Genomic DNA, 21182 nt, shown 5'->3' with positions numbered 1-21182 from the left:
GCCGGCGCGATGGGCCGCAACGGCATGGTGGGAGCGGGCGAGGTGTCCGGGCATCGCGGCCGGAGGCCGCTGTGGGAGCGGCCTCCGGCCGCGATCAGCCCGACGCAGGGCCGCCAGCGGCCCCGATGCCGCCGTCTATGCCACGTCGCAGTACCGGGCGGTCGGGCACGGCTTTGCCTGGCCGTAGAAGCACGGGAGGCGGCGGAAGAACGGCGAGCGCTGCCTGCACGCCGGCCCGCGCCTCATCCCGCCGGCCTTCCCGCCGTTCTTCCAGGGAGGGTCTGGAACAGGCGCTCAGAGATCCTGGTGGTACTGCACGTAGGGCGTGCGCGACTGGTCCGGCTCCGGGCCCACCGGCGTGTTGATCGGGCCGCCGGAGGACCACAGGTTCTGCGCGCCGATGCTCAGCTCGCCCTGCCACGGCAGGCGCACGGTCACGCCCAGGTCGATGCTGTTCCAGTGGCGGTCCGCGTTCAGCGCGCCGGGGATGCTCGGGCGCAGCGTGCGGCCGACGATCGCGCCGCTCAGCGGGCCGCGGTCGACGCCGAAGCTCAGCGCCTTCTGGTCCAGCGAGCCGACGCCGAGCAGGTTGCCGGGCAGCAGCTTGATGCGGCCGACGCTGGCGCCCAGGTCGATGCCGCTCTTGGCGTCCAGCGCCACGCGGCCCTGCGCGTTGAGGTGGGTGCTGCCGTCGAAATCCGGCAGGCCGCCCACGCCCGGCGCGGCGCCCGGCAGCACGCGCGGCAGCGCCGGCGGGTGCGGCGTGTCGGTGGCGCTCACGCTCAGGCCCATGCTGTAGCGGCCCGCGTTGTAGGTGGCGCCCACGTCGCCGCTGTAGACGGTGAGCGGCTGGCTCAGCCAGTTGCGCTGGCCGACGTCGGCGTGCAGCTGCAGGTGCGGGTCCACGCCGTACTGCAGGCCGGTGCTCACCATGCCGGTGGCGTCGACCACGCTGAAGGAGAGCGGGTCGCGGCCGCGCTGCGCGGCGTCGCCGGAGGCGCGCTGGTCGGCCTTCAGCGCCAGCATGCGGCCGTCGCTGCCGCGCCACAGCGGCACCACCACGCCCGGGCTCACCTCGGCCGTCTGGTCGGGCGCGCGCTGCAGCAGCTGCCGGGCCAGCGCGTGCGTATCGCCGTCCAGCGACTGCCCTGCCGCGGCGAGCGGCATGAGCAAAGTCAGCAATGGCAGCCAATGACGACGCATGATGTGCGCTGGACCCCCGGACAGTTCCCGACCCGCCCCTCAACCCTCTGGTGAGGGGCAGGCCGAAGGGATTCTACTCCATTTTACTTTAAACTAACACCCTGCGATACGCTCCCGGGGGTGACCCGGGCCACAGTTTCCACGCGCCTTGGACCGGCCGCAGGCCCTTCCGGTTCCTGCCGCCCGGCACCCCCGGCAGGCTATAGTCATGGCCAGTCTCCTGGGGGGAACCCGTCTTGCCGAGCCAGCCCGCGCCACCGCCCCGCCTCGTCCGGCCCGCCCCCGCGGACCCGGAGCTCGGGCTGCTGCTGCGCGACGCGGTCGAACAGCTGTTTGCCGCCCCCGATGCGGCCAGCGTGATGGAGATCTTCGAGACCGTGGTGGCCGAATGCGGGGTCGCCGGCCGCATGGTCTGGCGGCTGCCCGAGGACGGGGGCGACGAGCGGACGCCCTGCATCGACCTGGCCGAGGACCCGCAGGGCCTGCGCACGCTCTCCCTGCAGCTGACGGCCGACGAGCCGGACGAGGCCACGCTCGACCTGCTGGCCTGGTTCGGCCGGCTGGGCACGGTGCGCCTGCGCCAGCAGTCGGAGACCACCCGGCTGTACGAGGCGATCTCCCGCCTGGCGCTGGCCGAGCGCCTGCAGCGCGCGCTCTACGCCATCGCCGAGCAGGCCGGCGCCGAGCACGACATGACCGAGATGATGCGCTCGCTACACACCATCGTCGGCAGCCTGATGTACGCGGAGAACTTCTACATCGTGCTGTACGACGAGGCGACCGACACGGTGCGCTTCCCCTACTACGTCGACACCGTCGACACCGACCCGCCCTCGCCCGACGAGAGCACCCCGCTGCAGGAGATCGAACACAGCCTGACCTGGAACCTGCTCAAGGGCGGGCAGCCGCTGATGGGCTCGATCGACGAGCTGGCGCAGCAGCTGCGCGGCCGCTTCCGCCTGGTCGGGCCCCACTGCGAGCACTGGCTGGGCGTGCCGCTGAACCGCGACGGCCGCGTGGTCGGCGGCATCGTGATGCAGAGCTACCGCCCGGACACCCACTACACCCAGCACGACCGCGAGCTGCTGGGCTACGTCGCGCAGCACGTGCAGTCCGCGCTGGAGCGCCGCCAGGCGCACGCCGAGCTGGAGCGGCGCGTGGCCGACCGCACCGCCGCGCTGCGCGAGGCCAACCGCGTGCTGCGCCAGCAGGTGCTGCAGCGCCAGCGCGGCGAGCGGCTGCAGGCGGCGCTGTTCCGCATCGCCGAGCTGGCCAGCGCCTCGGAGAGCCTGGACAATTTCTACGCCGCCGTGCACCGGGTGATCGGCGGGCTGATCTACGCGCGCAACTTCTACATCGCGCTGCTCGACGACGAGACCCAGCAGCTCACCTTTCCCTACTCGGTGGACGAGATCGACAGCGTGCGCCCGCCGCGCCGGCACGGCCGCGGCGCCACCGAGTACGTGCTGCGCCACGGCAAGCCGCTGCTGGCCGGGCCGGAGGACATCGACCGCCTGGTGGCGCTGGGCGAGATCACCCAGTTCGGCGCCCGCTCGGTGTGCTGGCTGGGCGTGCCGCTGCTGCTGGGCGAGCGGGTGATGGGCGTGCTGGCGGTGCAGAGCTACAGCCCCGAGCACACCTACAACGAGCGCGACCAGGAGCTGCTCACCTTCGTCAGCTACCACGTCGCCAACGCGCTGCAGCGCAAGCACAACGCCGAATCGCTGAAGCAGGCCTACGCCAGCCTGGAGCGCCGCGTCACCGAGCGCACCCGCGCGCTGGCGCTGGCCAACCGCGACCTGCGCGAGCAGATCGCCGAGCGCGAGCGGGTGGAGCGCCGGCTCAAGTACGAGACCCTGCACGACTCGCTCACCGGCCTGCCCAACCGCACGCTGCTGCTGCAGCGGCTGGAGGGCGCCCTGCAGCGCTACCAGGCCAACCCGCAGGAGCTGTTCGCGGTGCTGTTCATCGACCTGGACCGCTTCAAGGTGATCAACGACTCGGTCGGCCACCTGATCGGCGACGACCTGCTGTTCCAGGTCGGCGGGCGCATCCGCGCCTGCCTGAAGACCCGCGACGTGGTGGCGCGCCTGGGCGGCGACGAGTTCGCGGTGCTGCTGGAGGGCATCAGCGACTTCACCAAGGCCACGCTGATCGCCGAGCGCATCATCACCGAGCTGCAGGCGCCGTTCCGGCTCGGCGCCAAGGAGATCTTCACCTCCGCCTCGATCGGCATCGCCCTGCCCAGCCCGCACTACCAGCGCGCGGAGGAGCTGCTGCGCGACGCCGACGCGGCGATGTACAACGCCAAGGACCAGGGCCGCCACCGCGCCGCGCTGTTCGACGACCGCCTGCGCCGCGAGGCGCTGTCGCTGCTGGAGATGGAGGGCGACCTGCGCCGCGCGCTGGCGCGCAACGAGTTCGTGCCGTTCTACCAGCCGATCGTGGCGCTGGCCGACGGCCGCATCGTCGGCTACGAGGCGCTGCTGCGCTGGAACCATCCCGACCGCGGCCTGCTCGCCCCCGGCGAGTTCCTGGTGGTGGCGGAGGAAAGCGGCTGCGCGGAGAGCATCGACTGGCAGATCTTCGAGCAGGCGTTCGCGCAGACGCCGCAGCTGGTGGGCAGCGAGGGCTTCGTCAGCATCAACGTCTCCGGCCGCCATTTCCGCTCGCCCGACCTCGACGCGCGCCTGCTCGCCCTGCTGCGCCGGCACGAGGTACCGCCGCACAGCATCCGCATCGAGGTCACCGAGCGCGCGCTGCTGGACAACCCGGCGCAGGTCAAGCGCATCCTGGAGCACCTGCAGCACAACGGCGTGGGCATCGCGCTGGACGACTTCGGCACCGGCTACTCCTCGCTGAGCTACCTGCACCAGTACCCGTTCGAGACGCTGAAGGTGGACCGCTCCTTCATCACCGAGCTGCCGCACGTGGGCGAGAACCAGGCGGTGGCGGTGGTGCGCGCGATCCAGGTGCTGGCCGACTCGCTGCGGATGAAGGTGATCGCCGAGGGCATCGAGGAGGAGAGCCAGCGCGCGGCCCTGCTCGCGGTCGGCTGCCGCTACGGGCAGGGCTTCCTGTTCGCCGAGCCGAGGCCGGCCAGCGCGTGGCTGCCCGCGGCGGCGTCCTGAGCGCCCCGGGGGCTTCCCGGCGCCGGCGGTCCGGCCTCTTGCCCGCGCCGCGTCCGCCCGCCACGCCTTGCGCCGCAGCGGCGGTGAGCGGCGCGGCGCAGGCCCGGACGGGCTTGCGGCCGCCGCCTACTGGGTCGTATCGGGCACCTGCGCCGTGGCGCTGGCGCTGAGCAGGTGCTCGGCGTCGATGCGGTCGAAGGTGTAGCGCTGCGCGCAGAACTCGCAGGTCACCTCGATCTCGCCGTCGCGCGCGGCCAGCGCCGCCTCCACCTCGTCGCGGCCGAGCGCGCGCAGCATGCCTTCCACCCGCTCGCGCGTGCAGCTGCAGCCGAAGGCGAGCGGGCGCGGCCCGAACAGGCGCACCGATTCCTCGTGGTAGAGCCGGTACAGCAGCTGCTCCGGCGCGGTGGCCAGCAGTTCCTCCGCGCCCAACGTGGCGGTGAGGTGCAGCACGCGGTTCCAGCCGTCCTCGTCGGGCTCCGCGCCGTGGCCGCCCTCGCCGGGCAGCTTCTGCAGCATCAGCCCGACCGCGTGCTCGCCGTCGGCGGCCAGCAGCAGGCGCGCCGGCAGCTGCTCGGACTGGCCGAAGTAGCCTTCCAGCGATTCGGCCAGGCCGGCGTGGCGCAGGTCGACCAGGCCCTGGTAACGCTGCCCGCGCTCGGCGTGGCCGATGGTGATCGCCATCACCGCGCCGGGCAGCGCGGCCAGGTCGAGCGGGTCCGGCAGCGGCTCGTCCCAGCGCGCCAGGCCGCGCAGGCGGCCCTGGTCGGTGCACTCGACGAACAGCAGGCGCAGCGCGCCGCCGCTCTTGAGCTCGATCGACAGCGCGCCGTCGAACTTGATGTTGCCGGTGAGCAGCGCGCCGGCGGCCAGCGACTGGCCGAGCAGCCCGCGCAGCGGCGCCGGGTAGGCGGCGCGGCCGGCCACCTCGCGCCAGGCCGCGCCCAGCCGCACCAGCACGCCGCGCACGCCGGCGCGCTCGAGCAGGAAGCGGTGCAGCACATCTTCGACGAGTACGGTTTCCAAGACTTCACCTCGCATGGCGGATCGTCCCAGATGGGGGCGCGCGGACGCCGGCACAATGCCGGCCGCCGGTCGCGCCGCGCCGGGCGTCGCGGGAAGGCTCTCTTGCCCTGCCGGGAGCCATGGCGGGAGCGGCGCGATGGTCGGGGCATCGCGGCCGGAGGCCGCTCCCGCAGGAGCCGCGCAAGCCTTGGGGGGAGCGGCCTCCGGCCACGATCGACCCGACGCGGGACCGCCAACGGCCGGGCGCCGCCTCCCCAGCCGCCTGCGCTTCATCCCGCCGGCCTTTCCGACGCCTTTCCCCCGGAAGATTTTGAACAGGCCCTTATACTGCCGCCGATTCCCGACCCGAGCCGCCATGCCGCCGACGCTCCGCGCCCTGCTCCGCCGCCTGCCGCGCTCGCTCGCCGTGCTGGCCGTGTCCTGGCTGGTGCTGTCGTGGCTGGTGGTGCTGGCGCTGCGCTTCGTGCCGCCGTGGACCTCCGCGGTGATGATGGAGCGCCGGCTCGGCGCGCTGCTGCGCGGCGAGCACGGCTTCGCGCTGCGCCACCGCTGGGTGCCGTGGTCGGACGTCTCGCCCTGGGTGCCGCTGGCGATGGTGGCCGGCGAGGACCAGAAGTTCCCGTTCCACCACGGCTTCGACTTCGACGCGATCCAGGACGCCGTGGACGCCGCCGACGAGGGCAGGCGCCTGCGCGGGGCCAGCACGATCAGCCAGCAGACCGCCAAGAACCTGTTCCTGTGGAACGGGCGCAGCTTCGTGCGCAAGGGACTGGAGGCGTACTTCACCGTGCTGATCGAGCTGACCTGGCCGAAGCGGCGCATCCTCGAGGTCTACATGAACGTCGCCGAGCTGGGCGACGGCGTCTACGGCGTGGGCGCGGCCAGCGAGGCGTACTTCCACGCGCCGCCGTCCCGGCTGGGACCGGCGCAGGCGGCGCGGCTGGCCGCGGTGCTGCCCAGCCCGCGCCGGCTGCACGCCGACCGCCCCAGCGCCTACGTGCAGCGGCGCGCGGACTGGATCCAGCGGCAGATGGCGCAACTCGGCGGGCCGGCATATCTGCAGCAGGCGCCGCGCTGACGGCGGGCGCGTCGTCATTGCGATTGCGTGCGCGAGCGTGCGTCCGATTGCGCTGATGGCTGGTCTCGCCGTCAAGGCGCGCTTCGGGTCGGAGCGGCGACGCGGGCGTGGCCCCTCGCCCCGGCCCTCTCCCCGCAGGGGAGAGGGAGCAAGGCCAAGCCTCGCGGCGGGGACGGCGCTCCGCTAGCATGCGGGCGATTCTCCGCGGATGCCGTCCATGGCGCAGCTCACCGTCGTCGTCCCCGCCTACAACGAGGCCGCCGTGCTGGAGGACTTCCACGCGCGCCTGGCCGCGGTGCTGGACGGCCTGGGGCTGGACTGCGCCGTGCTCTACGTGGACGACGGCAGCGGCGACGCCACCTGGGCGGTGATCGGGTCGCTGCTGGCGCGCGACGCGCGCGCGGGCGCGCTCCGGCTCTCGCGCAACTTCGGCAAGGAGGCCGCACTCACCGCCGGGCTGGACCACGTGCGCGAGGGCGCCGCGGTGGTGATCGACGCCGACCTGCAGGACCCGCCCGAGCTGATCCCCGAACTGGTCGCGCAATGGCGCGCCGGCTACGACGTGGTGTACGCCACGCGCAGCGCGCGCGCCGGCGAGGGCGTGTTCAAGCGCCTCACCGCGGCGGCGTTCTACCGCGCCATGGAGAAGCTGTCCGACACCGCCGTGCCGCGCGACACCGGCGACTTCCGCCTGCTCTCGCGCCGCGCGCTCGACGCGCTGGCGCAGCTGCGCGAGCGCCAGCGCTTCATGAAGGGCCTGTTCGCCTGGATCGGCTACCGGCAGACCGCGGTGCGCTACCTGCGCGAGCCGCGCCAGGCCGGGCGCAGCAAGTGGAACTACTGGCGGCTGACCCAGCTGGCGATCGAGGGCATCACCTCGTTCTCCACCGCGCCGCTCAGGCTCGCCACCTGGGTCGGCCTGGGCTCCTCGCTGCTGGCCTTCCTGTACGGGCTGTGGGTGCTGGGCAAGGCGCTGCTCTACGGCGACCCGGTGCGCGGCTACCCCACGCTGATGCTGGTGATCCTGTTCCTGGGCGGCGTGCAGCTGCTGGCGCTGGGCGTGATCGGCGAGTACCTGGGCCGCAACTACGCCGAGAGCAAGCGGCGCCCGCTGTACTTCGTCGAGGAGGCCCGCCTGCCGCGCTGAAGGGCGCGCTTCACGCCCCCGCTACGCTGCCGCGCCGCGGCGGCGCTAGACTGCGGCGGCGGCCCGCCCGCGGCCGCGCCGAGCGGAGGCAAGCAAGCCATGCGTCAGGTCAGGCATCTGCTGGAAACCAAGGGCAGCGAGGTCTACGCCATCGCGCCCGATGCGCCGGTGCTGGAGGCGATCAAGCACATGGCCGAGAAGCGCGTCGGCGCGCTGCTGGTGATGCGCGGCGAGGAGCTGGTCGGCATCGTGTCCGAGCGCGACTACGCGCGCAAGGTGATCCTGCAGGGCCGCTCCTCGGCGCAGACGGCGGTGGCCGAGATCATGAGCAGCCCGCCGCTCACCGTGTCGCCGGACACCGACGTGTTCGACTGCATGCGCCTGTGCACCGACAGCCGCATCCGCCACCTGCCGGTGCTGGACGGCGAGCGCGTGGTCGGGGTGATCTCGATCGGCGACCTGGTCAAGGCGGTGATCGACGCGCAGGCCGAGCAGATCGACCTGCTGCAGCGCTACATCACCAGCTGAGCGCCGCCTCAGCGCGAGGCCAGCGGCGCCGCGGCCGGCGGCGCCTCCGGCTGCAGGTCGGGCGAATGCGCGGCGCGGCGCGCCACCCAGGCGCCCAGCGCCGACACGCCCACGCCGATCGCCGCCATGCCGCCGGCGGCCACGCCGGCCGCGCCGAGCAGGTTGACGCCGCTGGTGACCAGCACGTCGCCGAAGCGCCAGATCGCGGTCTCGACGAAGTTCTTGCCCTTGTAGCGGGTCTCCCGCGGCACCCGCGTGTAGAGCGCGTCCGCGGCGGGCTTGGTCATGCCGTAGGCGAAGCCGCGCGAGCCGACCATCAGCACGCCCAGCATCGGCACGGCGAAGCCGAACACGCTGACCGGGCCCACGCCGACCGCCGCCGCGACCGCCAGCAGCGCCACGTTGACCAGCGCCGGCACCACCAGCCCCCAGCCGGCACCGCGGCGCACCAGCAGCCAGCGCGTGAGGGTGAGCTGCAGCAGCGCGCCGAGCAGGTTGGTGGCCAGGTCCAGGTCGTTGTAGAAGTCGGTGCGCGCCACGCGGTCGGGGAAGTGCGCCTTGGTGTAGTCGGCCAGCAGCGCGTAGGTCAGCGTGCCGATGCCGTCGCCCACCACCATCAGGATCGCCATGTAGCGCAGGAACGGGCGCGTCCACAGCTCGCGCACGCCGGCCCACAGCGAGCCGCCGATCACCTCGTCGCCGCGCATCCGCCGCGAGCCGTCGCGCCGCTCCGACAGCGACAGCAGCAGCAGCAGCGCGGCCGCCAGCGCGGCCGCCGACGCCGCCAGCAGCGGCGCCACGCCGATCAGCCGCACCAGCAGCTTGGTCACCAACGGCCCGAAGATCGCCCCGGCCATGCCACCCAGCGCGATCAGCGGGAACGCCCGCCGCGCCTGCAGGCTGTCGAAGATGTCGGCCATGAAGCTCCAGAACAGCGACACCACGAACAGGTTGAACACGCTGACCCAGACGTAGAACACCACGCCCAGCTCGCGCGCGCCGATGCGGTCCTGCGCCACGAAGGCGGGCACGAAGGCGAGCAGGCAGGCGATGAAGAAGCTGTAGCTCCAGCCGAGCAGCCGCTTGCGCGGGAAGCGCGAGACCAGCGCGCCGAACGCCGGGGTCAGCGCCAGCATCACCGCGAACACGGTGGCGTAGAACAGCGGCAGCGACTGCGAGCCCACCGCGCCGCTCAGCTGGTCGCGCACCGGCCGGATGATGTAATAGGCCGTCATCACGAAGAAGAAGGCCAGGGCCGACAGGATCGAGGCGAAACCTTCGTTCGCTGCGGCGGAGGGAGTGGGTTTCACCGGGGACGTCCAGCGGGGCCTCGGCAGAGACTAGCATGCGATCCGCCGGCGGCCGGCGCGAAGGGGGAACGGCAGTGGAATTCGACTACGTCATCGTCGGCGCCGGCTCGGCCGGCTGCGTGCTGGCCAACCGGCTGAGCGCGGACCCGGCCACGCGGGTGCTGCTGCTGGAGGCGGGGCCGCGCGACTGGAACCCGCTGATCCACATGCCCGCCGGCATCGCCCGGCTGGCCAACAACCGCCGGCTCAACTGGAACTACGCGACCGAGCCGGAGCCCGCCCTGCTCGGCCGCCGCCTGTGGTGGCCGCGCGGCCGCACGCTGGGCGGCTCCAGCTCGATCAACGCGATGTGCTACGTGCGCGGCGCGCCGGCCGACTACGACGAGTGGGCCGCGGCCGCGGGCGACGCGAGCTGGTCGTGGGAACGGGTGCTGCCGTTCTTCCTGCGCAGCGAGGACAACGCGCGCGGCGCCTCGCCGCTGCACGGCGTCGGCGGCCCCTTGAGCGTCTCGGACCTGCGCCACCGCAACGAACTGTCCGCCGCGCTGGTCGAGGCGGGCGTCGAGGCGGGCTTCGGCCGCAACGACGACTTCAACGGGCCGACGCAGGCCGGCTTCGGCTTCTACCAGGTGACCCAGCGCGACGGCGCGCGCTGCTCGGCCGCCACCGCCTTCCTCGGGCCGGCGCGCGGCCGCGGCAACCTCACCGTGCTCACCGGCGCGCGCGCCGAGCGCGTGCTGGTCGGGCGCGGCCGCGCGCACGGCGTCGCCTTCCGCCATCGCGGGCGCGTGCGGCGCGCGGAAACCGGCGAGGTGATCCTGGCCGGCGGCGCGATCAACTCGCCGCAGCTGCTGATGCTCTCCGGCGTCGGCCCGGCCGACCACCTGCGCGCGCACGGCATCGCCGTCGCCGCCGACCTGCCCGGCGTGGGTGGCAACCTGCAGGACCACCTGGACATCTGCACCCTGGTCGGCAGCCGGCGCGCGGTCACCTACGACCGCCTCAACGAGCTGGCGGCGGGCTGGCGCTGGCTGCGCCACCGCGACGGGCCGGGCAGCTCCAACGTGGCCGAGTCCGGCGGCTTCGTGCGCAGCGCGCTGGCGGAGGACGCGCGCTGCGACATCCAGTTCCACTTCGTGCCGGCGCTGCTGGACGACCACGGCCGCCACCGCCTGCCCGGCATCGGCTACACCCTGCACGCCTGCTACCTGCGCCCGCGCAGCCGCGGGCGCATCCTGCTGCGCTCGGCCGATCCGGCGCAGCCGCCGGCGATCCACGCCAACTACCTCTCCGACCCGCAGGGCCACGACCTCGCGCGGATGGTCGAGGCGCTCCGGCTCTCGCGCGAGATCCTCGCCCAGCGCGCGTTCGACGCCTACCGCGGCGCGCCGGTGCTGCCCGAGCGCGAGCCGGCCGACGACGCGGCCCGCGCCGCCTTCATCCGCCGCAAGGCCGAGACCATCTACCACCCGGTCGGCACCTGCCGCATGGGGCGCGGCGCGGACGCGGTGGTGGACGCGCGGCTGCGCGTGCGCGGCGTCGGGGGCCTGCGCGTGGTGGACGCCTCGGTGATGCCGACGCTGCCCGGCGGCAACACCAACGCCCCGACGATCATGATCGCCGAGCGGGCCAGCGCCTGGCTGCTGGACGGGGAGGACGGCGGGGAACGTTCGCGCCGCGGCGCGGTCCTCCGGTAGCCGGCGGCCGCGCGGCGGTTGTCGCCCGCTCCCGAGTGCCACACAATCGGGAAATCGCCGGAGCAAGCTCCGCTGTCTTCGTCCCCAGGCGTGCGCGCACGCCGGAGCCACGTCCGAGTCTCATGTCGTTTTCCAAGCTTTCCCTGCTGATCGCCGGCCTGCTCGGCCTCGCCGCCCCCCTGCATGCCGCCGGTCCCGCCGCCGCCCCACCCGCCGCCGGCGCCGCCGCCGGCACGGCCCTGCCGCCCCAGCGCGTGCAGGAGACGCTGGCCGCCTACCGCCAGTGGCTGGACCGCCTCGACCAGCGCCACGCCGTCGCCGGCCTCGCCACCGCGGTGGTGGTGAACGACAAGGTGGTGTTCGAGCACACCCTGGGCTACGCCAACGCCAGCAGCGGCGAGAAGGTCACCCCCGACACGGTGTTCCGCCTGGCCTCGCTGTCCAAGGCCTTCGCCACCGGGCTGACCGCGATCCTGGTCGCCGACGGCAAGCTGAGCTGGGACACGCACCTGGTCAACGTGCTGCCGTTCTTCAAGCTCAAGAGCGTGCCGGACACCGAGCAGGCCACCGTGGCCGACATCCTCGGCCAGCGCCTGGGGCTGCCGCGCAACACCTACGACAACATGCTGGAGGACGACATCCCCTACGAGGAGCTGGTGCGCAAGCTCGACGAGGTGGACCTGGCCTGCGGCGTGGGCCGCTGCTACGGCTACCAGAACGTCGCCTTCAGCCTGATCGGCGACGTGGTGTACGCGATGACCGGCGACTTCTTCTACCGCGAGGTGGACAAGCGCATCTTCTACCCGCTGGGCATGAAGACGGCCAGCTACGGCCGCGACGCGCTGGAGTCGAGCAGGAGCTGGGCGCGCCCGCACCGCCCGTACGGGCACAGCTGGGTGCCGTTCGAGCCGAAGGAGAACTACTACCGCGTGGCGCCGGCCGCCGGCGTCAACGCCAGCCTGCACGACATGGAGCAGTGGCTGATCGCGCAGATGGGCGGCCGCCCCGACGTGCTCACCCCGGCCATGCTCAGGACCCTGCACGCGCCGGGCGTGCCCACCCCGGTGGAGCTGCACTCCACGCCCTGGCGCCGCGCGCGCCTCACCGCCGCGCACTACGCGCTGGGCTGGCGCGTGTTCGAGTACGGCGGCGAGACGCTGGTCTTCCACGCCGGCGCGGTGGAGGGCTACCGCACCATGATCGGCTTCTTCCCCAGGTACCACGCCGGCGTGGTGACGATGTGGAACTCCGCCGGGCCGGTGCCCTCGGGCCTGATGCCGATGGTGTTCGACAGCCTGCTCGGCCTGCCGCACGTGGACTGGGCCGGGGTGGAGGGCGACGCCCCCGCGGCCGCCGCGGCGCCCGTGCGCAAGAGCAAGCGCCCCGCGAAGAAGATCCGCCAGCCGGCGAAGAAGAAGCGGCGGCACGCCTCCTAGCGGCCGGCGCGCCCCGCGGCGACCGGAAGACAAAGGGGCGGCCCGGGCCGCCCCTTTGTCGTTTCGCATGCCGCGAGGGCCTACTGCTGCAGCTTGAACTCGATGTGCCGGTGGCCCTGGCTCGCCACCGGCACGCCGTCGCGCATGGCCGGCTTGAACTTCCAGCGGCGCACCGCGTCGCTGGCCTCGCGCTCGAACACGTGGCGCGGCTGCGAGCCGGTCACCCGCACGTCGGTGACGTTGCCGGCGGCGTCGACGTCGTACTCCACGTCCACCCAGCCTTCCTGGTTCGCCCGGCGCGCCTGCGTCGGGTAGCGCGCCGGCACGTACTTGATCAGCACCGCCTCGGTGCTGCTCGGCGCCGCGGCCGGCGCCTGGGCCGCCTGCACCGGCTGTTCCGCCTGGCGCTGCTGCTGCTGCGCCAGGCGCGCCTGCTCCGCCTTCTGCGCCTCGGCCTGCTGCGCCGCCTTCTGCTGCGCCGCCAGCTGTTCCGCCGCGGCCTTCTCCTCGGCCGCCTTCTGCGCCGCCAGCTGCTGCTGCTTCTGCTGCTCCAGCGCGTCCTGCTGCTCCTTGTCGAGCAGCTTGCGCTGGGCGTCGAGCTTGGAACGCAGGATGGTCAGCGTGTAGTTGGCCGGGTCGGCCTTGGCCAGCAGGTCGATCTCGCGCTGCGCCTCGTTGAAGTCGCGGCCGTTGATCGCCTGCTCGGCGGCGCTGGCAGCGAACGGGAAGGTCTCGCGCAGCGCGTCGGTGGCCACCGAGTTGCCCGGCTGCTTCTGCAGCGCCTTCAGGTAGAACTCGAAGGCGTTGTTGCCCGCCGGCGACAGGTAGCGCTGCTCGTTCATCGCCCTGCGCGCCTCGGCGAGCAGCTGGTTGAGGTCCATCGCCTCGACGTTGGCCGGCGGCGGCGCGGCCGCGGTCTGGCTGCTGGCCACCGGCGTCGACGGGTGGCCGCCGGCCTCCTGCAGCAGCAGTTCCTCGTGCGGCTGGATGATCAGGAACCAGGCCGCCACGGCCAGGACGGCGAACACGCCAAGAATGGCGAACAGCATGGGGCGGACGGCCCCGCGCGCCCCTGAGCGCGCATCAAGGTTTCGGGTATCCATGGTCTCTCGCTGAGTGGCAACCAGATACCCGCGCTTTTTCCCCCTGTGGATCCAGGAGCGGCGTCCCCCTCAGGCCGCCGCGGCGCGGATGTGCGAAAGGTAACCGCAATGCGGCAGCACGGCAAATCGCGGAGGGTTTCACGGCGCCGGAGACGGCGTTGGGCTAGGCGGCCGTCCGGCGGGCGGCGCGGCGGCTTTCGTTCCCCCTGAAACGAAGCGTCCCGGCCGGGGCCGGGACGAGTCGCTCTTTCGAAGCGTCTCCCCGCGCTGGGCACCGCGGGGAGAGAAATCGGTACGGCTTGTTGTTGTGGTCTTACTTCTTGGCGGCCTTGGTGGCCTTGGCCACCTTGGCGGGAGCAGCCTTCTTCGCCGCGACCTTCTTCACGGCGACCTTCTTCACGGCGGCCTTCTTGGCGGCAGCCGGCTTCTTCGCAGCAGCCTTCTTGGCGACCTTCTTCACGGCAGCCTTCTTGGCGGCCGGCTTCTTGGCGACCGGCTTCTTCGCGGCAGCCTTCTTCACAGCGGTCTTCTTCGCGGCCTTCTTGGCGGCGGGTTTCTTTGCAGCTTTCTTGGCAGTGGCCATAGTTCGTCTCAGCTCCTCATCAGTTGGCAGTGGTTGCCCAGTAAAAGCGTGAAGGAACGCCTCCACCAGCAAATCGCTGTTGGTGGCGTGCCGGAGATTGTTCACCTGACGGCGCGTGCGCTCATCGGACAGCAGTCGAAGCACATGCAGCGGAATGGAGACCGTGATCTTGCGTACCGCATTGGCCTTTTCTCCATGCTCGACATACGGCTCGATGTATTTGGTTGCCGACATGACGCCTGTTCCCCGTGATTCGTTGCGAAAGCTATTCCTGAAGATTTCCAGTGTCAATTGATTTTAACCGGCCGAATAACCGAATCCAGCCTCCCCCGCAAAGCTCCAAACCCCCGCCGCGCAAGGTCTCCGGCACCATCGGAGGCATTATCGAATGGACGTCCAGACGTCCATTCGATAAACCAGTGAAAATGCAACGACGCGCCGGAAACCGCATGAAACAAGGGTTTCCAGCCGATCCGCGGCGTGCGCGGCCGCATCGCGCGCCCGCGCACGCATGCGGGCGGACGGCGCGGGAAAGCGGCTCGTCCGGGGCTTCGCGCGAGATGAATGGCGGGCGACCGATGCCACCTCTCGACCGCCATCCGCGGCGGCGTCCGGTCGCCGCGAACCGGGCCCGACGGGCGCCGCCGCCGCGGTCGCCGGACCGCATCGCCCTCGCCGCCGCCGTTGCCCCGATGCGCCGACGGCCGCTCGCGCGGCCGTCGGACGGGACGCATCGGCGGGCGCGCGTCAGTGGTCTTCGTTCTCGATCAGCTCCGCGTAGGCGTCGGCGTCGAGCAGCTCGTCGAGCTCGCCGCGGTCGCTGATGCGCACGGCGAAGATCCAGCCTTCGCCGAAGGCGTCCTCGTTGATGATCTCCGGCTTGTCGGCCAGCGCCTCGTTGACCTCCACCACCTCGCCGGACACCGGCGAGTAGATGTCGGAGGCGGCCTTCACCGACTCCACCACGGCGACGCCGTGGCCGGCCTGCACGGCCGCGCCGACTTCCGGCAGCTCCACGTAGACCAGGTCGCCGAGCTGGCCCTGGGCGTGGTCGGAGATGCCCACGCGGACGATGCCGTCGTCTTCGACGCGGGCCCACTCGTGGGATTTGAGGAACTTCAGGTCGCCGGGGATCTCGCTCATGGTCGGGTCCAGTTGGGTTCGGGTTGGGGCGGATGCGGCGATTCTAACCGCAGCCTCCGCGTCGCAATACCGGCCGCGCGCGGCACGGCCTCAGATGCCCTCGCAGGGCTTGCCGTCGCGCACGAACGGGTACTTCACCACGCGCACCGGCACCTCGCGGCCGCGGATGTCGACCCGCACCTGGCCCGGCTCGCCGGCGGGGATGCGCGCGAACGCCACCGCCTTGCCGAGCGTGGGCGCGAAGCTGCCGGAGAGGACCTCGCCCTCGCCGTTGGCGGTGAGCACCTTCTGGCCGTGGCGCAGCACGCCCTTCTCGTCCAGCACCAGGCCCACCATCACGCGCGGCACGCCGGCGGCCCGCTGCGCCTCCAGCGCCCTGCGGCCGATGAAGTCGCGGCCCTCGTCCAGCGCGATGGTCCAGCCCAGCCCCGCCTCCCACGGCGAGACCGACTCGTCCATGTCCTGGCCGTAGAGGTTCATGCCCGCCTCCAGGCGCAGCGTGTCGCGCGCGCCCAGCCCGCACGGCGCGACGCCCGCGGCGGCCAGCGCCTCCCACAGCGCCACCGCGTGCTCGTTCGGCACGACGATCTCGAAGCCGTCCTCGCCGGTGTAGCCGGTGCGCGCCACGAACAGCGGCATGCCGTGCGGGCCCTGCGCGGCGGCGGCGGCGAAGCGGCCGAGCTTCTCGATGCGCGGGCGGTCGGCCTCGTGCAGCAGGCCGATCACCCTGGCGCGCGCGTTGGGGCCCTGCACCGCGATCATGGCGAAGTCGGGGCGCTCCTTCACCTCCACGCCGAACGGCGCGGCCTGCCTTTCGATCCAGGCCAGGTCCTTGGCGCGGGTGGCGGCGTTCACCACCAGGCGGAAGTGCGCCTCGTCGAAGAAGTACACGATGAGGTCGTCGATCACCCCGCCCTGCTCGTCGAGCATGCACGAGTACAGCGCCTTGCCGGCGGCCTTGAGCTTGTCCACGCTGTTGGCCAGCAGGTGGCGCAGGAACTCGCGCGTGCGCGGGCCGTGCAGGTCGACCACCGTCATGTGCGAGACGTCGAACATGCCGGCGTCGCGGCGCACCGCGTGGTGCTCCTCGATCTGCGAGCCGTAGTTGATCGGCATGTCCCAGCCGCCGAAGTCGACCATGCGCGCGCCGAGGGCGCGGTGGGTGGCGTTGAGTACGGTCTTCTCGGTCATCGCGGGCGGGCCCTGGGGAAAGCGCGCATTATCGCCGCCGCTCCGGGGCAATCCAAGCCGCAGTGCGGCGTGGCGGCGGGCATGTGCGGGCGGCCTCGCGCCGGGCGGGCCGCGCGCGATCGTCACCTTCCCACGCGACGGCGGCCGCATCCGGAACGGCCTCCGCGATGCACCGCCACGCGGAGCCGCGGCGCGGCCCTTTCCCGATCCGCTGTGGCTAGAATCGCCGCATGGGCGCCGACTCCATCGAGGGAACCGCGAGGCTCGACACCGCCACGACCCCGGCGCGCCTGCTCGTCGCCGGCGACTGGACGCTGGCCCACTACCCCGCCCTTCAGCGCACCGTCGCCGCGCTCGGCGCGCCGCTGGCCGTCGAGGCCGCGGTGGATTTCTCCGCGCTCGGCCGGCTCGACACCGCCGGCGCCACGCTGCTGGCCGGGTTGCTCGGCGCACGGCGGCTGGACGCGCTGGCCGCCGCCGACGGCAGCCTGCCCGCGGCCCGGCGCGCGCTGCTGCGCCTGGTCGACCAGGCGCTGGAAAGCTGGGAGACGGCCGCGCCGCGGCCGAGGCGTGTCCCGGCCGTGCTGGCGCTGCTGGAACGCATCGGCCGCACGATGGCCGCGCTGTGGCGCCAGCAGCTCCTGCTGCTCGGCTTCATCGGCCTCACCCTGCAGACGCTGGCGCGCGTGCTGCCGCGCCCGCGCCGCTGGCGCCCCACGCCGCTGGCGGCGCACGTCGAGCAGACCGGGATGGACGCCATCCCGATCGTGGCCCTGCTCACCTTCATGGTCGGCGCGGTGGTGGCCTTCCTCGGCGCCACCGTGCTGAAGGACTTCGGCGCCAGCATCTACACGGTGGACCTGGTGGCGTTCTCCTTCCTGCGCGAGTTCGGCGTGCTGCTCACCGCGATCCTGATGGCCGGCCGCACCGCCAGCGCGTTCACCGCGCAGATCGGCTCGATGAAGGCCAACGAGGAGATCGACGCGATCCGCGCGCTGGGCCTGGACCCGATGGAGCTGCTGGTGCTGCCGCGCGTGCTGGCGCTGCTGGTGTCGCTGCCGATGCTCACCTTCCTGGCCATGCTCTCGGGCATCGCCGGCGGCATGCTGGTGTGCGCGCTCGCGCTGGACGTGCCGCCGGCGATGTTCCTGGACATGTTCAAGCAGGACGTCGGCGTGCGGCACTTCCTGCTCGGCCTGTGCAAGGCGCCGGTGTTCGCCTTCCTGATCGCGGTGATCGGCTGCCTGGAGGGCTTCAAGGTCGGCGGCAGCGCGCAGTCGGTGGGCGAGCACACCACCTCCAGCGTGGTGCAGTCGATCTTCGTGGTGATCCTGATCGACGCGCTGGCGGCACTGTTCTTCATGGAGATGGACTGGTGAGCGCGGCGGCGGACGCCCGCGCCGGCGCCGGCGCCGCGCCCGCGGTGATCGAGGTGCGCGGCCTGGTCAACCGCTTCGGCGCGCAGGCGGTGCACGAGGACCTGGACCTGGACGTGTACCGCGGCGAGATCCTCGGCGTGGTCGGCGGCTCGGGCACCGGCAAGTCGGTCCTGCTGCGCAGCATCGTCGGCCTGCGCCGCCCGAACGCCGGCCAGGTGCGCGTGTTCGGCGAGGACCTGCTGGCGCTGCCGCCGGAGCGCCGTTCGCGCACCGAGCGCCGCTTCGGCGTGCTGTTCCAGCGCGGCGCGCTGTTCTCCTCGCAGACCATCGCCGAGAACGTGGCCACGCCGCTGATCGAGCACGCCGGCCTGGACCGCGCGCAGGCCGAGCGCCTGGCCGCGGTGAAGCTGGCGCTGGCCGGCCTGCCGGCGAGCAGCGCGGACAAGTACCCGTCCGAGCTGTCCGGCGGCATGGTCAAGCGCGCCGCGCTGGCGCGCGCGCTGGCGCTGGACCCGGAGATCCTGTTCCTGGACGAGCCCACCGCCGGCCTCGACCCGATCGGCGCGGCGACGTTCGACCGGCTCATCCTGACCCTGCGCGACGCGCTCGGGCTCACCGTGTTCCTGGTCACCCACGACCTGGACACGCTCTACACCATCTGCGACCGCGTGGCCGTGCTGGCGCGGAAGAAGGTGCTGGTGGCCGGCCCGCTCGACGCGGTGGAGGCCACCGACGACGCCTGGGTGCAGGAATACTTCCACGGGCCGCGCGGCCGCGCCGCGGCCGCCGCCCATCCGGCGAGGAGCTGAAGCCATGGAAACCCGCGCCCACCACGTCCTGGTCGGCCTGCTCACGGTGCTCACCGTGGCCGCCGCGCTGCTGTTCGGCCTGTGGCTGGCCAAGTCGAGCAGCGACCGCGCCTTCCAGGACTACGACATCGTGTTCAACGAGGCGGTCAGCGGCCTCTCGCAGGGCGCCGCCGTGCAGTACAACGGCATCCGCGTCGGCTCGGTCACCCAGCTGAAGCTGGACCCGCAGGACCCGCGCCGCGTGCTGGCGCGCGTGCGCCTGGACGCCGGCACGCCGGTGCGCACCGACACCCGCGCCAAGCTCGCGCTCACCGGCGTCACGGGCCTGGCGATCATCCAGCTGAGCGGCGGCTCGCCCGGCGCGCCGCCGCTGGCCGCGCGCGACGGCCGCCCGCCGGTGATCGTGGCCGACCCCTCGCCGCTGGCCAAGCTGCTGGCCAACGGCGAGGACATCATGACCAACGTCAACGAGGTGGTGGACCGCATCGGCCAGCTGCTCTCCGACGACAACGTGCAGCGCGTGGCGCGCACGCTCGACCACCTCGACCAGACCACCGCGGCGATCGCCGGCGAGCGCGAGGACATCCGTTCGCTGCTGCGCCAGCTCAACGAGGCCAGCCGCAGCGCCAACGCCACGCTGCAGCAGGCCGGCGCGCTGGTGCAGCGGACCAGCGGCCTGGTCGACCAGCAGGGCCGCGCCACGCTGGACAGCGCGCGCGCCGCGATGGCCTCGGTGGAGCGCATCGCCGACCGCCTCGACACGCTGCTGGCCGAGAACCGCCAGGCGCTGGACGGAGGCATCCGGGGCCTGGGCGACCTCGGCCCGGCGATCCGCGAGCTGCGCCAGACCCTGGAATCGCTGCGCGGCATCTCGCGCCGCCTCGACGAGAACCCCGCCGGCTACCTGCTCGGCCGCGACAAGTCCAAGGAGTTCGTGCCATGACCGCCATTCCGCGCTGCGCCGCCCTGGCCGCCGTGCTGCTGCTGGCCGCCTGCTCGGTGCTGCCCAGGGCCGAGGCGCCCACCGTCTACCGCCTGCCCGCCACGGCCACGCCCGCGGCGGCGGGCGGCGCGCCGGTCGACGTGTCGCTGCGCATCGACACGCCGCAGGCCGGCGGCGCGCTGGACGGCACGCGCATCGTGGTGCTGCCGGCCGGCGACCAGCTCACCGTGTACAAGGGCGCGCGCTGGAGCGACCGCGCGCCGGCGCTGCTGCGCGACCGCCTGTTCGACGCCTTCCAGGCCGACGGCCGCGTGCGCGCGCTGAGCGTGGACGAGAACAACCTGCAGGCCGACTACGAGCTGGCCGGCAGCCTGCGCGCGTTCCAGTCCGAGTACGAGGACGGCCACCCCGTGGCGGTGATCCGCTACGACGCCCGGCTGGTGCGCGCCGGCGCGCAGCGCATCCTCGCCGCGCGCCGCTTCGACGTGCGCGTGCCGGCGCAGGGCAAGGAGGTGCCGCAGGTGGTGGCGGCCTTCGGCGCGGCCGCCGACCGGCTGGCCGCGGAAGTGGTGCCGTGGACGCTCAGCGCCGCGCGGCAGGCGGCCGGACCAGGCGGAAGGTCAGATTGATCCGCGCGCCGGTCGGCGCGCGCGTGCGCGGCAGCTCGTGCCGGTAGTGGCGCTGCGTGTCGCCGGCCATGCGCAGCAGGCTGCCGTGCGGCAGCGCCAGCTCCAGCGTGTCGCCGGGGCGCGGCGGCTCGCCGCGGCCGCGCCGGCGGCGCAGGCGGAAGCGACGCTGCGCGCCCAGGCTGAGCGAGGCGATCACCGGCCGCGGCCCCAGTTCCGGCTCGTCGTCGCTGTGCCAGCCCATGCCGTCGCGGCCGTCGCGGTACAGGTTGGCCAGCACGCCGTTGAAGCGCGCGCCGCAGGCCTGCTCCACGCGGCCGCGCAGTGCGACCAGCACCGGCGGCCAGGGATGCGGGTCGAAGCGCGTGCCGGAGTAGGCGTAGTGCGCGTCCGCGTCGCCGATCCAGCAGCTCAGCCGCGGCGAGTCGACCTCGCGGCCGAACAGGCGGATGCGGTGGGTTTCCCAAGGGATCGCTGCGCGCAGCGCGGCGAACAGCGCGTCGGCCTCGTCCGCGGGCAGCCAGTGCGGCGACCAGCGCAGGTCGGCGGCCGGCAGGGGCAGGGCTTCCCATGCCGCCGCGCGCGAGGGGACGTGCCTCATCATGGCCGAGGGCGTTTTGTGTTCATGGGCGTCCGGAGCAATGCATCTTTATGACGATGTCCGTCGCTGGCTAGAGAGGATGAAGAGTCCTCTCCAGGAAATGACCTGTGGCAACTCTCGACGCCGCCCATCGGCGAGTGTCGCGTTTCCTATTGGGCGCCTCGAAAAACCCCGCCCATGCCGGTAGTGTAGCGCGCAGCCGAAGCCGCCCGAGAATCGCCCGATGATCAGCCTGTTTGCCGCCGAGG

General features: G+C 72.8%; 18 protein-coding genes. 10 read left to right on the top strand and 8 right to left on the bottom strand.

All coding sequences use genetic code 11. The features are described from left to right. Positions 1 to 294 precede the first annotated feature (294 nt). Complete coding sequence (locus C7456_RS07395; protein ID WP_342767294.1) at positions 295 to 1167, bottom strand: hypothetical protein; 873 nt, start codon at positions 1165 to 1167, stop codon at positions 295 to 297. A gap of 395 nt (positions 1168 to 1562) precedes the next feature. On the opposite strand from C7456_RS07395, the gene C7456_RS07390 reads away from it, so the two are divergent. Next, the gene (locus tag C7456_RS07390) at positions 1563 to 4334 is read left to right on the top strand and encodes a bifunctional diguanylate cyclase/phosphodiesterase (protein WP_109723327.1); all 2772 of its coding nucleotides are present in this window, start codon (positions 1563 to 1565) and stop codon (positions 4332 to 4334) included. 126 nt (positions 4335 to 4460) lie between these two features. On the opposite strand, the gene hslO is transcribed toward C7456_RS07390, so the two are convergent. Next, entirely contained in the window at positions 4461 to 5375 is a 915-nt protein-coding gene (hslO, locus tag C7456_RS07385) for an Hsp33 family molecular chaperone HslO (protein WP_425454626.1), read from the bottom strand. Positions 5376 to 5715: 340 nt separating this feature from the next. Between hslO and mtgA the strand changes: the two genes are divergently transcribed. From mtgA to C7456_RS07370, 3 genes are all read left to right on the top strand, one after another. Further along, positions 5716 to 6438, top strand: coding sequence for a monofunctional biosynthetic peptidoglycan transglycosylase (mtgA, locus tag C7456_RS07380; RefSeq protein WP_109723110.1), 723 nt, complete (start codon positions 5716 to 5718; stop codon positions 6436 to 6438). 217 nt (positions 6439 to 6655) lie between these two features. Next, positions 6656 to 7585 carry a glycosyltransferase family 2 protein gene (locus C7456_RS07375; RefSeq protein ID WP_109723109.1) on the top strand — a complete coding sequence of 310 codons (930 nt, stop codon included), beginning with the start codon at positions 6656 to 6658 and terminating at the stop codon, positions 7583 to 7585. Positions 7586 to 7684: 99 nt separating this feature from the next. Next, the gene (locus tag C7456_RS07370; RefSeq protein WP_109723108.1) at positions 7685 to 8113 is read left to right on the top strand and encodes a CBS domain-containing protein; all 429 of its coding nucleotides are present in this window, start codon (positions 7685 to 7687) and stop codon (positions 8111 to 8113) included. A gap of 8 nt (positions 8114 to 8121) precedes the next feature. On the opposite strand, the gene C7456_RS07365 is transcribed toward C7456_RS07370, so the two are convergent. After that, on the bottom strand, positions 8122 to 9423 hold the full coding sequence (locus C7456_RS07365) for an NTP/NDP exchange transporter (protein ID WP_281268506.1): 1302 nt from the start codon (positions 9421 to 9423) through the stop codon (positions 8122 to 8124). A gap of 74 nt (positions 9424 to 9497) precedes the next feature. Between C7456_RS07365 and C7456_RS07360 the strand changes: the two genes are divergently transcribed. Together C7456_RS07360 and C7456_RS07355 are read left to right on the top strand one after the other, a co-directional pair. Further along, a complete protein-coding gene (locus C7456_RS07360; protein ID WP_245889800.1) occupies positions 9498 to 11120 on the top strand; it encodes a GMC family oxidoreductase in 1623 nt (540 codons plus the stop codon). Positions 11121 to 11242: 122 nt separating this feature from the next. Beyond that, a complete protein-coding gene (locus C7456_RS07355; protein WP_109723106.1) occupies positions 11243 to 12556 on the top strand; it encodes a serine hydrolase domain-containing protein in 1314 nt (437 codons plus the stop codon). Positions 12557 to 12636: 80 nt separating this feature from the next. On the opposite strand, the gene C7456_RS07350 is transcribed toward C7456_RS07355, so the two are convergent. From C7456_RS07350 to gcvT, 4 genes are all read right to left on the bottom strand, one after another. After that, the gene (locus C7456_RS07350) at positions 12637 to 13659 is read right to left on the bottom strand and encodes an energy transducer TonB (RefSeq protein WP_109723105.1); all 1023 of its coding nucleotides are present in this window, start codon (positions 13657 to 13659) and stop codon (positions 12637 to 12639) included. Positions 13660 to 13972: 313 nt separating this feature from the next. Further along, the gene (gene metJ / locus C7456_RS17680) at positions 13973 to 14476 is read right to left on the bottom strand and encodes a met regulon transcriptional regulator MetJ (RefSeq protein ID WP_109723104.1); all 504 of its coding nucleotides are present in this window, start codon (positions 14474 to 14476) and stop codon (positions 13973 to 13975) included. Between the two features lie 513 nt (positions 14477 to 14989). Beyond that, positions 14990 to 15385, bottom strand: coding sequence for a glycine cleavage system protein GcvH (gene gcvH / locus C7456_RS07340; RefSeq protein WP_109723103.1), 396 nt, complete (start codon positions 15383 to 15385; stop codon positions 14990 to 14992). A 90-nt stretch (positions 15386 to 15475) separates the two neighbouring features. Further along, complete coding sequence (gene gcvT, locus C7456_RS07335) at positions 15476 to 16576, bottom strand: glycine cleavage system aminomethyltransferase GcvT (protein WP_109723102.1); 1101 nt, start codon at positions 16574 to 16576, stop codon at positions 15476 to 15478. Positions 16577 to 16806: 230 nt separating this feature from the next. Here gcvT and C7456_RS07330 point away from each other — a divergent pair, with 230 nt between their 5' ends. Genes C7456_RS07330 through C7456_RS07315 form a run of 4 tightly spaced genes read left to right on the top strand, consistent with a single transcriptional unit; the run spans position 16807 to position 20336 of the window. Then, positions 16807 to 17955 carry an MlaE family ABC transporter permease gene (locus tag C7456_RS07330; protein WP_109723101.1) on the top strand — a complete coding sequence of 383 codons (1149 nt, stop codon included), beginning with the start codon at positions 16807 to 16809 and terminating at the stop codon, positions 17953 to 17955. Beyond that, positions 17952 to 18764, top strand: coding sequence for an ABC transporter ATP-binding protein (locus C7456_RS07325; RefSeq protein WP_109723100.1), 813 nt, complete (start codon positions 17952 to 17954; stop codon positions 18762 to 18764). The genes C7456_RS07330 and C7456_RS07325 overlap by 4 nt, the downstream gene beginning before the upstream one ends. Before the next feature lie 4 nt (positions 18765 to 18768). Then, positions 18769 to 19707, top strand: coding sequence for an MlaD family protein (locus C7456_RS07320; protein WP_109723099.1), 939 nt, complete (start codon positions 18769 to 18771; stop codon positions 19705 to 19707). Beyond that, positions 19704 to 20336: an ABC-type transport auxiliary lipoprotein family protein gene (locus tag C7456_RS07315; protein WP_109723098.1), complete on the top strand. Its 633-nt coding sequence runs from the start codon at positions 19704 to 19706 to the stop codon at positions 20334 to 20336. Before C7456_RS07320 ends, C7456_RS07315 begins: the two co-directional genes overlap by 4 nt. Here the strand turns inward: C7456_RS07315 and C7456_RS07310 are convergent. Beyond that, positions 20290 to 20937 carry an alpha-ketoglutarate-dependent dioxygenase AlkB family protein gene (locus C7456_RS07310; RefSeq protein WP_245889799.1) on the bottom strand — a complete coding sequence of 216 codons (648 nt, stop codon included), beginning with the start codon at positions 20935 to 20937 and terminating at the stop codon, positions 20290 to 20292. The two genes, C7456_RS07315 and C7456_RS07310, sit on opposite strands and share 47 nt — an antisense overlap. Positions 20938 to 21182: the final 245 nt, after the last annotated feature.

This window comes from Fulvimonas soli, assembly GCF_003148905.1.
GTDB classification, from domain to species: Bacteria; Pseudomonadota; Gammaproteobacteria; order Xanthomonadales; family Rhodanobacteraceae; genus Fulvimonas; species Fulvimonas soli.
The sequence above is the reverse complement of the archived record's forward strand: the minus strand, read 5'-3'. Positions and strand labels throughout refer to the sequence as shown.